This is a genomic window from Mesorhizobium sp. M4B.F.Ca.ET.058.02.1.1 (genome assembly GCF_003952505.1).
GTDB lineage: Bacteria > Pseudomonadota > Alphaproteobacteria > Rhizobiales > Rhizobiaceae > Mesorhizobium.
Map to the genome: position 1 here is coordinate 3,684,701 of NZ_CP034450.1, position 13,435 is coordinate 3,698,135.

The 13,435-nt window shown below is 65.4% G+C and carries 15 protein-coding genes, 2 pseudogenes and 1 riboswitch; of the genes and pseudogenes, 8 read left to right on the top strand and 9 right to left on the bottom strand.

Annotated features, from left to right (window positions below):
• Nucleotides 1-93: 93 nt before the first annotated feature.
• Nucleotides 94-717, bottom strand: coding sequence for a LysE family translocator (locus EJ073_RS17980; RefSeq protein ID WP_126056936.1), 624 nt, complete (start codon nucleotides 715-717; stop codon nucleotides 94-96).
• Nucleotides 718-938: 221 nt separating this feature from the next.
• Here EJ073_RS17980 and EJ073_RS17985 point away from each other — a divergent pair, with 221 nt between their 5' ends.
• The 6 genes and pseudogenes from EJ073_RS17985 (at nucleotide 939) to EJ073_RS18010 (ending at nucleotide 5,103) form a co-directional block, all read left to right on the top strand.
• A complete protein-coding gene (locus tag EJ073_RS17985) occupies nucleotides 939-1,709 on the top strand; it encodes a L,D-transpeptidase (RefSeq protein ID WP_126056937.1) in 771 nt (256 codons plus the stop codon).
• A 121-nt stretch (nucleotides 1,710-1,830) separates the two neighbouring features.
• On the top strand, nucleotides 1,831-2,997 hold the full coding sequence (locus EJ073_RS17990; protein WP_126056938.1) for a diphosphate--fructose-6-phosphate 1-phosphotransferase: 1,167 nt from the start codon (nucleotides 1,831-1,833) through the stop codon (nucleotides 2,995-2,997).
• A pseudogene (locus tag EJ073_RS17995) lies at nucleotides 2,997-3,296 on the top strand (MBL fold metallo-hydrolase); the annotation flags it as partial. The gene EJ073_RS17990 and the pseudogene EJ073_RS17995, both read left to right, overlap by 1 nt.
• Before the next feature lie 83 nt (nucleotides 3,297-3,379).
• On the top strand, nucleotides 3,380-3,625 hold the full coding sequence (locus tag EJ073_RS18000; protein ID WP_348627211.1) for a PDZ domain-containing protein: 246 nt from the start codon (nucleotides 3,380-3,382) through the stop codon (nucleotides 3,623-3,625).
• Nucleotides 3,626-3,749: 124 nt separating this feature from the next.
• Nucleotides 3,750-4,360, top strand: a pseudogene (locus EJ073_RS18005) (sulfite oxidase-like oxidoreductase).
• On the top strand, nucleotides 4,357-5,103 hold the full coding sequence (locus tag EJ073_RS18010) for a ferredoxin reductase (RefSeq protein ID WP_126056939.1): 747 nt from the start codon (nucleotides 4,357-4,359) through the stop codon (nucleotides 5,101-5,103). Before EJ073_RS18005 ends, EJ073_RS18010 begins: the two are co-directional and overlap by 4 nt.
• A 22-nt stretch (nucleotides 5,104-5,125) precedes the next feature.
• On the opposite strand, the gene EJ073_RS18015 is transcribed toward EJ073_RS18010, so the two are convergent.
• From EJ073_RS18015 to EJ073_RS18045, 8 genes are all read right to left on the bottom strand, one after another.
• Nucleotides 5,126-6,598, bottom strand: coding sequence for a nucleotidyltransferase family protein (locus EJ073_RS18015; RefSeq protein ID WP_189347933.1), 1,473 nt, complete (start codon nucleotides 6,596-6,598; stop codon nucleotides 5,126-5,128).
• Nucleotides 6,598-7,272 (bottom strand): glycosyltransferase family A protein, encoded by a 675-nt coding sequence (locus EJ073_RS18020; RefSeq protein ID WP_126056941.1) that lies wholly within the window; start codon nucleotides 7,270-7,272, stop codon nucleotides 6,598-6,600. The genes EJ073_RS18015 and EJ073_RS18020 overlap by 1 nt, the downstream gene beginning before the upstream one ends.
• Complete coding sequence (locus tag EJ073_RS18025) at nucleotides 7,272-8,024, bottom strand: glycosyltransferase family A protein (RefSeq protein ID WP_126056942.1); 753 nt, start codon at nucleotides 8,022-8,024, stop codon at nucleotides 7,272-7,274. Before EJ073_RS18025 ends, EJ073_RS18020 begins: the two co-directional genes overlap by 1 nt.
• Nucleotides 8,021-8,218 (bottom strand): hypothetical protein, encoded by a 198-nt coding sequence (locus tag EJ073_RS32210; RefSeq protein WP_245455282.1) that lies wholly within the window; start codon nucleotides 8,216-8,218, stop codon nucleotides 8,021-8,023. The genes EJ073_RS18025 and EJ073_RS32210 overlap by 4 nt, the downstream gene beginning before the upstream one ends.
• 212 nt (nucleotides 8,219-8,430) lie before the next feature.
• Nucleotides 8,431-9,072 (bottom strand): hypothetical protein, encoded by a 642-nt coding sequence (locus EJ073_RS32215; protein WP_245455283.1) that lies wholly within the window; start codon nucleotides 9,070-9,072, stop codon nucleotides 8,431-8,433.
• Nucleotides 9,073-9,122: 50 nt separating this feature from the next.
• Nucleotides 9,123-9,554 carry a PqqD family protein gene (locus tag EJ073_RS18035; RefSeq protein WP_126056943.1) on the bottom strand — a complete coding sequence of 144 codons (432 nt, stop codon included), beginning with the start codon at nucleotides 9,552-9,554 and terminating at the stop codon, nucleotides 9,123-9,125.
• Nucleotides 9,555-9,695: 141 nt separating this feature from the next.
• Nucleotides 9,696-10,796: a hybrid-cluster NAD(P)-dependent oxidoreductase gene (locus EJ073_RS18040; protein WP_126059264.1), complete on the bottom strand. Its 1,101-nt coding sequence runs from the start codon at nucleotides 10,794-10,796 to the stop codon at nucleotides 9,696-9,698.
• A gap of 77 nt (nucleotides 10,797-10,873) precedes the next feature.
• Nucleotides 10,874-12,121 (bottom strand): aromatic ring-hydroxylating dioxygenase subunit alpha, encoded by a 1,248-nt coding sequence (locus tag EJ073_RS18045; protein ID WP_126056944.1) that lies wholly within the window; start codon nucleotides 12,119-12,121, stop codon nucleotides 10,874-10,876.
• Nucleotides 12,122-12,238: 117 nt separating this feature from the next.
• A riboswitch (cobalamin riboswitch) is annotated at nucleotides 12,239-12,442 on the bottom strand.
• A gap of 502 nt (nucleotides 12,443-12,944) precedes the next feature.
• Between EJ073_RS18045 and EJ073_RS18050 the strand changes: the two genes are divergently transcribed.
• Together EJ073_RS18050 and EJ073_RS18055 are read left to right on the top strand one after the other, a co-directional pair.
• Nucleotides 12,945-13,151: a DUF680 domain-containing protein gene (locus EJ073_RS18050; RefSeq protein ID WP_126056945.1), complete on the top strand. Its 207-nt coding sequence runs from the start codon at nucleotides 12,945-12,947 to the stop codon at nucleotides 13,149-13,151.
• A 68-nt stretch (nucleotides 13,152-13,219) separates the two neighbouring features.
• On the top strand, nucleotides 13,220-13,429 hold the full coding sequence (locus EJ073_RS18055) for a DUF680 domain-containing protein (protein WP_126056946.1): 210 nt from the start codon (nucleotides 13,220-13,222) through the stop codon (nucleotides 13,427-13,429).
• Nucleotides 13,430-13,435 lie beyond the last annotated feature (6 nt).

Sequence of the window (13,435 nt, forward strand, 5' to 3'; positions counted from 1 at the left end):
ACCGTCCTGATCGAACTGGACGTGATCCTAAAACATCGACACTCGGCTCGCCAACCGGCGAGGGGCGGCTTGCACCGTTTGGCTGGACCTGACTCAATTGCCCGAGCGCATCGCCATGGTGGCGATGCCGGCGCCGACCAGCAGCGTGCCGCCGGTGCGGTTGAAGATGCGAATCGCCTTCGGGTTGCGCACGACGTTGCGCGCCCGGGCCGCGATCAGTGCGTAGCCGAAGGCATTGGCGAAGGCGAGCGCCAGGAAGGTCGTCTCGAAGATCAGCATCTGCGGCCAGAAATCGGCGTGCCGGTCGAGGAACTGAGGCAGGAAGGCGACGAAGAAGGTGATGCTCTTCGGGTTGAGCGCGGTGACCAGCCAGGCATGCGCCATCATCTTGGCGGCGGACACCGCGTCGGTGCGCGGCTCGGCTTTCAGCGCCCCGCCGGCGCGGAACAGTTTGACGCCGAGATAGATCAGATAGCAGGCGCCGATCACCTTCAGCACGGTGAACACGGTGGCCGATGCCGCCAGCAGTGCGCCGATGCCGAGCATCGACAGCGTCATGGCGGTGAAGTCGCCGAGCGCGACGCCGACCGCCATCGGCAGCGCGGTGCGCCAGCCCTGGCCGAGCGCATAGGAGACGACCAGAAGGATCGTCGGACCCGGGATGACGAGAAGGATGGTGGAGGCGGCGGCGAAGGCGGCCCAGTTCTCGAAGGACATTTCCTCACTCCTTGAGCACAAAGAAAAGGATAAATCCTCGGGTCGGCCGGAATGTAAAGAGGCATCTTCGAAATGTTTGGGCGGCTGGTTCGGCCCTGCCGGCGGCGGCGACGGCCCTTAGGACCAAAGTCGGGTCCTTCACGCTTTTTCAACCATGATCGATGAAAATGCCTGCTATCCGGCCGGACCGTGCTTCCCGCCGACAGTGTAGGGTTTGGTGCATGCGCGAGTTGCCGCAAAGTTTGACGCCGCCTTCGAACGGCGATGCTATCGAAACCGGAATACAGCTTTCCCGCCGCAGCATGATCTCGGGCTTCGGCGCCGCGGCGCTGCTCGGCATCGCCGGCTGCAGCACCACCGAGACGCTCGACCTGCCGCAATTGCAGATCGACGACACCACCACCGGCTCGGTGCATCCCCTGCGCCCAGCGATCAGCGTCGACAAGAACATCACAGGCCCCGACGTCATGTATGCGTCGCTGACCGATGGGGGTTTCGAGGTGCCGGCGGTGCCCTACCTGAAGGTCAAGCCGGAGTTCCGCCGCCAGATCGTCGTCGACAAGACCGGCGAGGCGCCCGGCACCATCGTGGTGCACCTGCAGGAGCGCATGCTTTATCTGGTGCAACCCGGCGGCGACGCCATCCGCTACGGTGTCGGCATCGGCAAGGACGGCTTCCGCTGGTCGGGCCGCGCCAACATCCAGTACGGCAAGGAATGGCCGGTCTGGACGCCGCCGCCGGAAATGATCCAGCGCAAGCCGGAACTGGTGAAATGGCAGGGCGGCCAGCCCGGCGGCCTCACCAACCCGCTTGGCGCGCGGGCGCTCTACATCTTCCAGAACGGCAAGGACACCGGCTACCGCATCCACGGCTCGCCGGAATGGTGGAGCATCGGCCAGGCGATGTCGTCGGGCTGCGTTCGGCTGATCAACCAGGACATCATTGATCTTTACAGCCGCGTGTCGAAGAAGAACCCGGTGGTCGTGGTCTGATCCTCGGCCGCTGCCGGCGGCCGCTTTGGCGACTTGTCCAAGTGCGGTCTTTTCTCCCGTTGCGTCATCCAGCAAGACAGGCGAAGGTGCCCTGAAACCATCGCCCCGGGAGAGATCAAGCATGGCCGGAACTTTCGTCATCGCGCAGGGCGGCGGCCCGACCGCCGTCATCAATCAGACGGTCGTCGGCGCCGCGCTGGAGATCCGCAAGCGCCATCCCGGCGCCCGGGTGCTGGGCTCGATCCACGGCGTGCGCGGCATCCGCGATGGCAACTATGCCGACCTCTCGGCCATCCCTGAGGAGCAGCTCAGGCTGATCGCGGCGACGCCGAGCGCGGCGCTCGGCTCGACCCGCGACAAGCCCGACGCCGCCTATTGCGAGGTGATCCTCAACGGGCTGAAGAAGATCGGCGCCGACGCCTTCATCTATATCGGCGGCAACGACACGTCGGGCACGCAGCAGATCCTGACCGACGCAGCCGGCGGCACAATCGCCTTCGTGCACGCGCCGAAGACTATCGACAACGACCTCGAGGAGAACGACCACACGCCGGGCTTCATCTCGGCGGCCGAGTTCGTCGCCGGCGCCTTCCTCTCGGTCGACCTCGATTTCCGCGCCCTGCCCGGCATCTATGTCGGCATCGTCATGGGCCGGCACGCCGGCTTCCTGACCGCGGCCGCCGCCGCCTGGCTGCTCGATCCGGACAGCGGCCCGCATCTGGTTTACGTGCCGGAGCGCGCCTTCTCGGCGAAACGCTTCATCGACGACGTGCGGGCCACGCTCGACCGCCACAAGCGCTGCATCGTCGCCGTGTCGGAGGGCGTCAGCACAGCCGACGGCAAGGCGCTGGTCGAGAGCCTGGTGCCGCCAGAGAAGCTCGAACGCGACCAGCACGGCAACGTCAAGCTGTCGGGCAGCGACCTGACGGCGGCGTTGGAACGGGCGCTGGCCGAAGGCCTGCCGGGCAAGCGGGCGCGGGTCGATGCGCTGGGCTACATGCCGCGCGGCTACATCGGCGCGATCAATGCCGTCGACGCCAAAGAGGCCTTCGACGCCGGCGCCTTCGCAGTCGAGGTCGCCGGGCAGGGCGGCGGCTCGGTGGCGCTGCAGCATGACGGTTCCAAAACCGTGCTGAAGAAGGTGCCGCTGAAGAATGTCGCAGGCAAGACGCGCCACATGCCCGACGATTTCATGCAGCCCGACGCCAACAAGCTCTCGGATGCCGGCATGGCCTACCTCAAGCGGCTGGTGCCGGAGAAATACAAGGTCGGGAAGCCCTTCGTCTGATGGGCGACCTGGTAGTCGGCGACTGGTTCGGCAAGGCCATCGTCGACGCCAGGACATCGATGCTGACCGAGCCGTTCGTGCACGATTTCGTGCGCGCCAACATCTGGCATTTCAAAGGCCGGGACGCCGACCTTCTGGTCGACACCGGCATGGGCATCCTGCCGCTGGCGCCCGAGATCGACACGCCAGCAGGCAAGCCGCTGATCGTCGTCGCCACGCATATCCATCTCGACCATGTCGGCTCGCTGCATGAGTTCCCGCTGCGGGCCGGGCCGAAGATGAGCGCCGCGCAGTTCGAGAGAAGCCGTCGGCCGGGCAGGCCCTGCGCGTCCCGTCGCTCGGCCTTGGCCTCACCGACATCACGCCCGATGTCCGCGAGGAGTTGAACCTGGCCGACAATCAGCGCGGCGCCTTGGTCGAGCGCGTCAATCCGGACAAGGCGGCTTCGGCGGCCGGCCTCGAGCCGGGCGATGTCATCGTCGCCGTCGACCGGACCCCGGTGAAGAGCGCCAGGCAGGCGAACCAGGCGATCGCCGAGGCAGGCAAGTCCGGCCGCAAGTCGGTGCTGCTGCTCGTCGACCGCGGCGACGCGCAGATCTTCGTCGCCGTGCCTTTCGCCGCAGGCTGAGGCCTGGCGCCGGCGACAGGCCAGACACAAGGCCCGCCGCCGGCATTTTTTCTGTTGCCCGCCGGGCCATCTTCGAGAACATTGCGCTGGGCCGGCAAACGGCCCCACGCAAAGGGATGTGCTGATGGTCACCCGTGGTTTCGTTTCCGGACGGCGTCCCCCACGGACCATGACACGCGCATCCCGCCGGGCCAGTATCTCGAGCAGGGCTTCCCGGTGCTGTCGGCCGGGCCGACGCCGCATGTGCGCACCGAGGACTGGTCGTTCACCCTCAAGCACGGCCCTCGCCCGATCAAGAAATGGAACTGGGCCGAGTTCAGCGCGCTGCCGCTGACCAGGATGACGCGCGACATCCATTGCGTGACCGCCTGGACCAAGTTCGACACCGCCTGGCAAGGCGTGCTGGTCGACGACATCCTCGCCGATGCCGGCATCGCGCCGCCGACCGCCTACACGCTGGCGCTCTCGTTCGACGGCTACACCACCAATGTGCCGGCCAAGGATCTGCTCGACGGCAAGGCGATGGTGGCGCTGCTCTACGAGGGCAAGCCGATCACGCCGGACCATGGCGGACCGGCGCGGCTTCTTGTGCCGCATCTCTATTTCTGGAAGTCGGCGAAATGGCTGAACGGGCTGCAGTTCACCGAGCGCGACGAGCCGGGCTTCTGGGAATTGCGCGGCTACCATATCTATGGCGACCCGTGGCGCGAACAGCGCTATTCGGGCGATCCATGAGCGAGGCCTCGGCCGCGCAATCGCCCTGGCAGACGGCGAGGATCGTGCGCATCGAGAAACGCACGCCGCGTGTCACGAGCTTCTTCTTCAAGCTGTCGCGGCCTTTCCTCCACCTGGCCGGACAGCATGTCGACGTCAGGCTGACGGCGCCGGACGGCTATCAGGCGCGCCGCTCCTACTCCATTGCCTCGGCGCCGGAGAGCGCCGGCACGGTCGAGCTGGCGATCGAGAGGCTCGAGGATGGCGAGGTGTCGCCCTTCTTCCACGAGGTTGCGGCGGTCGGCGACGAGATCGAATTGCGCGGGCCGCTCGGCGGCCATTTCATCTGGTCGGCCGGTGATGGCGGGCCGATCCTGCTGGTGGGCGGCGGCTCAGGCGTGGTGCCGCTGATGGCGATGGTGCGTCACCGCAGCGTGCGGAAATCGGCCGCGCCGGTCGCTCTGGTGTTTTCGGCGCGGGTCTGGGACGAGGTGATCTTCCGCGACGAGTTGATCGGCCTCGACGACCGGCGCGACGGCTTCGACTTGGTGCTGACGCTGACGCGCGAGCCGGCCCAGCGAGCCTCGGACTATTCCAGGCGCATCGACGCCGCGATGATGGTGCAGGCCATGGAGCGGCTGCCCAAGCCACCGATTCTCGCCTTCGTCTGCGGCTCGAATGCCTTCGTCTCGGCCGCCGCCCAGGCGCTCATCGATGCCGACGTGCCGGCTGGCTTGATCCGCACGGAACGCTACGGCGTTTGAGCAGGCCGCGAGGAGGTCGTTGTCAGGAAACCGGCGAGAACTTTGCCGAGACGAGCTGGAAGGGCAGCGCGCCATAGGTGGCGACGGCGGTCTCGTCGTCCCAGGTGCGGAACTGGCGGGATGGCCGCGCCTCGATCACCAGCGTGCGCCCCGCCGTCGGGTCGAGCGCCACCTTGCCGCGAAAGCGCAGCACCCGTTCCCCGCCGGCGCGGCTGATCGCCAGGGCGCGCAAACGGGCGACATGCCGGCCATCGCCGTTGATCTCCATCTCGATGCGGCGGCGCACCGGCGGCACGGCGATCCGGACCGTCACCTCCAGCATGATCTCGCCGCCCGGGTCGGGACAGTCGATTGCCTGCGACATCACGAAAGGCGATGATTGCCTCTTCGCCCTACCGGCCACCCGCCTGCCGCGCCAGACGACGTCCGGTTCGTCCTGGCGCAACCGGCCGCTCTTGCGCTTCAGCCGCAACTGCTTGGCAAAGCCGCGCGACAGCCAGGTAAGCCCGCCGAAATCGGTGCGCGGCTTGGCCTGCAGCACTGAGGACAGCCGCGACAGGCCGGAGCGGTCGGCCATGCCGATCGTGCTGGCGAGCACCGTTTCAGGCACCGGAATGCCGATCTCGAGCGCGAGATAGGAGAGCGCCACCGCAGCGGCGACGGCGAGGCCGCGCCTGGCGATCACGTCGAGGAACACATCCCAGTCGGCGTCGCCGCCGCGGATGGCCACCGCGCAATCGACGAGCCAGTCGCTGTGGGTGTGGGCATCGAGCCCACCATGCGCGATGGCGAGCGCGATGCGGTCGGCGGGCGACGGCACGAAGACGCCGACACCGCTGAATTCCGCCGCGATCGCCCGCCGCCAGATCGCCAGGTCATCCTCGGCGCTTTGCTGCGATCCGTCATAGGCGAGCTGGTGCAGGTCGATGTCGCCGAAATTGCCCTTGAAGAAATTCATCGAGCGCAGCGATGCCAGCCGTGTCCTAAGATAGGACGGGCTGACGCCACTGGCGATCTGCCAGTCGCGATCGCGCAGCACGTCGAAGGCAACCCGCATGTGCTGAGGGCGCACCAATATGTCGATGTCGTGCGCCACGCGGCCACGCTGCGCGGAGGCATTCACGGCGATGCGGCTGGCGCCCTTGATCAGCATGACCGGCGCGCCCGCCTCCACCATTGCCTTCAGCGCCGGCTCGGCTTCGCGCATGGCCAGGCGCGACTTGGTCCACAGCATCTTCTGCAGCCCGACAAGACGCGGATAGGCGGGATGGGCGGCGAGCTTGCGGCCGAAGCGGTCGGAAATCGCGGCGAGCAGCCGGTGCTCCCGGAAGGAGACGAGGTCGATATCGTTTTCGTCCAGCCAGCGCGCCGCGTGCGGGCTGGCCGCGTCCTCGTCGGGCAGGAGCGCGGCCTTGAGCAACTGGTCGAGCTTGCCGGTCGGCCAGGACCAGCCATAGTCGGGAAAGCGACGGCCGATGGAACGTATCCTGGCCATCAGCCGGAGCCCGGTCTGTTCTGCGCGCGGCGCAGCATGGCGGCGCGGACCACCTCCAGATAGCCGCGGTCGCGCGCGTCGCGCCCATAGGACAGGCTGCCGGGCCTGATGCGCCTGAGCGCCAGCACCTCGTCCAGCATGTCGAGCACGAAGCCCGCCTCGCGCGCCCTGGCGATCCAGTCGATCATCTCGCCGCGGCCACCCGGCGGATCGACGATCGGCCCGACCGCCTCGGCTACCTCGCGGCGGATCACCATCGTCGTGCGAAACCAGCCGGGCGTCGTGCCCGCCTCCGGCAGATCGGGCCGGTCCTGGCGGAAATTGCGGGCATGGGCGAAAACGCCCGCCGTTCGCGGAGATCGTTCAAGATGCGCGAGCTGCAATTCGATCTTGGTCGGCAGCCACAGGTCATCAGCGTCGAGCGTCGCGATAAACGGCGTCGACAGCGCCGCCATGCCCCTGGTCGTCGCGTTGCCGGGGCCGGCGTTGTCCTGGCGCAGCAGCCTGACGGGGATGTCCGCAATGGCGATCGCCGCCTCGAGATCATCGGTCGAACCGTCGTCGACGACCACGACGGCGTCGGCGGCGATCGTCTGTGCGGCCACCGAGCGCAGCGTATCGGCAATGGTGGCGGCCGCGTTGAAGGCCGGAATGACGACGCCGTAGCCAGCCATCACATGAACCGCCAATCCGCGAGATCCTTGACCTCAAAGATCTTGTCGATCGCACACAGCGACGGGTCGGCCCGGCGCCGCTTCATCGATTTGTGGAGCGCGCGCATGAACTCGCGACGGGGAATATCAGGCTCCCTGGTCATGTTGCCGGGATGGCGCCTGTAATAGAGCCCCACCGTATCGGGCATGACATAGTTCGGGCCGCTCTCGAAAGTGCGCAGCAGGTAGTCGGTGTCTTCGGCCTGGCTGAAATCGGTGTCGAAGTCACCGATCCGATCGACAAGCCGGCGCGTGAATATCCCGGCCGACAGATGGATTCCGCGCACGGTCACGCAGTGGCTGTCGGCCGCCGGCTCCAGCGTCTCGTCGTCCAGATTGTCGGCCAGGGTCATCAGCGAATAGGTCAGATCGAGACCGGGATCGGTTTCGAAAAGCGCCAAATCGTCCTTGAAGCGGCCGGCCGGCGAGATGTCGTCCGAATCGAGGAAGGAGACAAAGCCGGTCTGTGGCAGGAGCTGCCGGAGGCCGGCGTTGCGCGCCTTGGTGACGCCCATATTGGGCTGCTGGAAAAGGCGGATGCAGGATGCTTCGCTCATCATCGAGCGCACCACCTCAACCGAGCCGTCGATCGAGCCGTCGTCGATGACGATGATGTCGAGATCGGCACCGTCGCGCTGCCTGAGCAGCGAGCGCAGCGCAGCGCCGACATACTTCTCGCGGTTATGGACTGGCATAATCACGCTCAGCTTCATGCGGAGCCTCGCGCGAGAAACCCGGAAACCGTGGCAGCGATTTCCTCCGGGCGCGTCCCCAGCGCCAGACGGTAGCATGGCAAAAGGCGGGTAAGATCGCTGAAAAAGCGAAAGCCGCCTTCGCGCTCGCCAGGCATCTGAGCGATGCCGGACGGCGCCAACGCAATCATGGCGTCCTTGCGCGACAAGGGCATGACCGAGCTTGTCCCACCACCGCCGATATGTGGCACCACCAGCGCTGCGATGTCCAGACTTGCCGGCAGCGGCCGGGGCGCGACGTCATCGATGCGGAACGGATGCTTGCCCTGCCAGTTCAGCGGACCATAGGATTTCAGCCGCTGCCTGAGGCCAAGCCGTTCGAAACCCTCGGGATCCTGCTTGAGGGTGGAAAACAGCGGATACGCCCTTACCCCTCATCCGTCCTGTCGATAAGCACATAGTCGTCGCCGACGCTGTCCAGGCCGTTGAGCAGGCCGGCGACGACGGTTCCCGATTTTCCTGCTCCACCGGCGCCGGCAAGCAGGATGCCCTTGCCGCCGATGCCCAGCGTGCCGGCATGCGCAAGCCGCATGCCGCGCGCCGCATAGTCCCAATGCAGAAAGGCGCGCAGCGGCGCGCCCGGCTCCCAGGGCGGAAAGCCGTCGGCGGAGCGCATCAATTGCGCGCCGACACGGCGCTTGGGATCGTATACCTGCCAAAAGTCGAGGTCGTGGAAGTAGCAGCCGCGCAGCCCGGCGTCGGCAAGCCGGGAGGCAAAGGCGTGCGGGGCGAACTGCGCCTCGCCCCATTTCGCCGGAGCGGCGATGTTACCGATGCCTGGATGGGCGATGAGGATGCGGCATACGCCCGACGCTTGCCGATCACCGCCGGCCGGAACAAGGCCGCGGTCGATGGCATCCGCGAAGGGGCCGGGCGTGAGATGGACAGCCATGTCCAACCGGGGCAAACGGACATCCCGCGTGACGGAATAGCTGGCGGCCGCACTCTCGGCCATGGCCAAAACCTGGCGCGCATAGTCCGGCAAGCTTCCGAGGGTGACCTGCGACATGGCCTGTTCCCGCGCACCGTCGCCAATGCGATCGGCCGCTCCCGGATGTCTCACGACGCGTGCTTGACCGCGGGCCAGCCCAAGGGTTCCTCGACCTCATGGATCGGATCGACCATGATGAGATCGGCAAGATCGTCGTGGACGTCAACCTTCAGGGGTTCGCGGGACGCGGCAAGCTCGGCCGGCAGCCCGCTCGGCAGCGGCTGCGCCGACGCATCCGGGGCTGGCGCCAGCAGGCCGAAATCGATGAGCTGCGCGATGAAGCTTTCGAGTTCGACCAATCCTATCGTCGCCGTTCCCGCGGCCAGTCCGACCAGCACCGGGGCCGGCACGCCCAACGACAGCGCTTGCCAGATACGGCTGCCCGTATCGGAGAAACCGAAATACCTTCCGCTCGCGAGATCAAGCACGACGGCTTCGCCGTCGAAGGATTCAAAAACGATATCCTTGCTCGCAACAGCGTAGACATCCGCTGCCCGCATTGTTCTTGCCCCACTTCATAGCTCAAGCAACCGCGGTACCGCGGTGCTCCCCCGAGGAACGCCTGTAAACACTCGGTTCCAGCTTGGCAAGACGATGAACACAGCGAGACGCCTGCCACTTTTGGGGTTCTATAGGGTGGATCAGGCCTCGATTTCCAGCGCCGTCATCGGCCTCGAGCAGCAGGCGAGAATGAAGCCGTCGGCGATCTCGTGATCGAGGATGCCGCCATTGTGACTCATCTCGACCTCGCCGGACACCTTCTTCACCTTGCAGGTGCCGCACAGGCCGAATTCGCAGGCGGCCGGGATCCTGACGCCAGAGGCGCGCGCCGTCTGCAGCACGGTTTGCCCGGCGATGCATTCGGCATCGACATCGGAAAGTGAAAAGCGAACCGGCGTCGCGGCCTCGACGGGCATCTCGATGCCGCCGTCGGTCGGCAGCGCGAACGGCGCCGGCACTTCCTCCACCACCGGCGCGGCAAAGCTTTCCTGGTGGTATTTGGCCATGTCGAAGCCGGCGGCCTCCAGCATCTGCCGGACGGCGCGCATGAACGGGTCGGGGCCGCAGCAGAAGATTTCCCGCTCGCGGTAGTCAGGTGCCAGAAGCGGAAGCCTTATGGCGTCGATCCGCCCCATGTGACCGAACCAGCCCTCGCGGATGGAGCGTTCCTCGATCATGAAGCCGAGCGACAGGCCGGGCATGCGACTGCCCAGCAATTCAAGCTCCTTGCGGAAGATGATCTCTTCCGCCCTGCGCGCGCAGTTGACGAAACCGACATCGGTCCAGGGCGCGCAGTCGTTCAGCCAGCGCAGCATCGACATCATCGGCGTGACGCCGGAGCCGGCAGAGATGAACAGGTACTTGGCCGCCGGATGGCTGTGCAGCGAGAAATCGCCGGCCGGGCCATAGGCCTTCACATGGGCGCCGGGCTTGAGATTGTCGAACATCCAGCGCGTGCCGATGCTGCCGGCCTGCGCCTTCACCGTCACCGCGATCGAGAACGGCCGCGACGGCGACGAGGACATCGTGTAGGTGCGCATCAGCGGTCCGTCGGCGACCGGCAGTTCCAGCGTCACGAACTGGCCGGGCTTGTAGCGGAACCAGGTCTGGTTGTCGGAGCGGAAGGTGAAGGTCTTGACGTCCGGCGCCTCGTCGCTGACGCCGATCACCTCCAGCACCTGCAGCCGGTCGTTCCAGGGCGCCATCTCGTCGAGATGGCGATAGAGGCCGAGATCGGTCATCGCGTTCATCCCTTGGTCCTTTTCATTCTGCACATGTCGTGATGCCAAAACCGCTCAACACTTTTGGGCGCCATGTGCTAGGCAACACTGCGCAGCGTCGGCTGGCCGCCTTCGGCAAGGCGCGGGCCCATGAAGGAGGCGTACCATTCGACGAACTGGATGACGCCGCCCTCATGCTGCTCCGAATAGGGGCCGGGTTCATAGGCCGGCGACAGGATGCCGAAAGCATTTTCCTCGACGATGCGGCGATCCTGGTCGTTGGTCTCGGTCCAGACATGGGTGAGTTCGGCAAGATCGTAGTCGACGCCTTCCACCGCATCCTTGTGGACCAGCCATTTCGTCGTCACCGCGGTTTCGGTGGCGCTGATCGGCAGCACCCGGAAGGTGACGGCATGGTCGATCAGGATATGGTTCCAGGTCGTCGGATAGTGGTAATGCATCAGCGTGCCGATGCGGTCCGCCGAGACGCTCGTGGATAGGTTCTTCCTCACCGCGCGCTTGCCGCTCATCGTGTAGCTGACGGCATCGCGCAAGAGCGGGGCGCGGGTGGCGCGATACTGACCGGCGGGGTCTATGCGGAACTTGCTCGGCAGGCCCGCCGCCTCGCATTTCGCCCAATGCGCCTGCATCTCGGGATCGCTTTCGGCACCATGCACGCCGGTCACCGTCGGCGCCTCGGGAAAGGTCTTGCAGAGTTCGGGATGATTGCCGGCGCAGTGGTAGCACTCGCGGTTGTTTTCCCAGACCAGCTTCCAGTTGCCCTTCTCGACGATGGTCGATTCGAAAGCGACCTTCGCCTCAGTCAATCGATGCGGCAGGAGATAGGGTTCGATCATGGCGCGCATCGGCGCAAAATCGGCGGGCTCCTTCGCCAGGCAGATGAAGATGTAGCCGCCGACGCTCTCGCAGGCGACCGGCTTCAGGCCGAACTGGCTCTTGTCGAAGCCATCCGCCATCTGGCGGGCGAACAGCAGCCTGCCGTCGAGTTCGTAGGTCCATTGATGATAAGGGCAGACGAGCTTCGCCGCGGTGCCCTTCTCGGCGTTGCAGACGCGGCTGCCGCGATGGCGGCAGGAATTATGGAAGGCGTTGATCCTGCCTTGCTGGTCGCGGACCAGGACCACCGGATAATCGCCGATCTGCGCGGTGATGTAGCTGCCCGGCTTCGGCAGTTCGCAATCGTGCCCGATGAACAGCCAGTCGCGATACCAGATTAGTTCCATGTCGAGCTTGAAGTAATCCGGGTCGGTGTAGAAAGGCTGTTCGAGCGAAAAGCCCTGCCTGCGGTTATGCAGGTGCCTCAGCATGTCGTTGCGCGCATCCATGTCCTGTCCCTCGCGTCGGTCGCATCAAGGACTGAACTGGTGGTGATGGAGAGGAACGGCGGCCACCGGCAGGGCCAGGCGCGCGCCATCCGCCTCTTGACCGCCCACCGCGATCAGTCGAGCCTAGAAATCTCGGGCTGGTTTCCGGGCTCTGGAGTGCCCTTGCGGGCGGGCGCGACACCTTCCCAGGCCAGATGGCCCAGTGGTCTCCCGTCGCGACTTGAACTCCACCACCGTTGCGGGGGCAGCGCCGGAATTTGACCGGCTTCCCAATTCTCCGTCCCGTCGTCACGGGTCGGCACCTGAGATGGCCTGATCTAATCACTAAGGCCGGCGGACCGTCGGTACGAAAACGACATCGCATCCGTGCGGGCGCGACACGCGTTTCGGGTTCGCGGCACGCTGGCGCCGAATTGCCGTCCTCGGGGGCGATCCGAATCGCGCGCTGGAAACGCCTTCATATCGACCGCTGACCGGGTCTGAATTGGTTAACAGTATAGAAAAGTGACCATTAGGAGATTCTAAAATCGAACCGAACGGTTCGTTTCTGTTGACAATGCGTGCAGGACCGTGTGAACGCAGATCTTCCAAATCGTCAACTGGGTCGATGGGCCATTCGGATAACATATTGATATTGCTTTACAATACAATACGTGTGGGAGGCCGTTGCACAATTTCAAGGTGCAGAGTCATGGTCCAGGCGAAACAACTTCGTGATTGGAAACCGGGAAGGGGCTCTCCCACATCGGGGCTGTCCGAACGACGCGCTTTCCTCCCAAGACACGCCGCTAGACGGACGGAAAAATATACTGGAGTACTAAAAATGAAAAAGATTGTTCTTACTGCCGCCGCCCTTCTGGCCATTTCCGGCAGCGCCTTTGCTGGTGGCAGCGACCACTACGGTTCGAACGGTGCCAATCAGCCCGCCGCTGCCGTCGACAGCTCGTACACGGCTTCGGTCAAGAAGTCGGAACCGGCCGCTCAGACGCCGGCACAGGGCTCGGACCGCAACCTGTTCGGCAACAACTAACACACGATCCCTGACCGCGGTGGGCGATGCCCGCCGCTCGGGATCCTCAGAAATTCAGGAACACTAAGATGAAGAAAATCATCCTTGCCACCGCAGCCCTCCTGGCCATCTCGGGCGGCGCTTTCGCAGCCGGCAGCGACCACTTCGGTTCCGACGGTGCCAACCAGCCGGCCACCGCGGTCGACAGCTCGTACACGGCTTCGATCAAGCAGTCGCAGCCGGCCGCCGAGAAGCCCGCCGACCAGGGCAGCGACCGCAACCTCTTCGGCAACAACTAGGCCGAT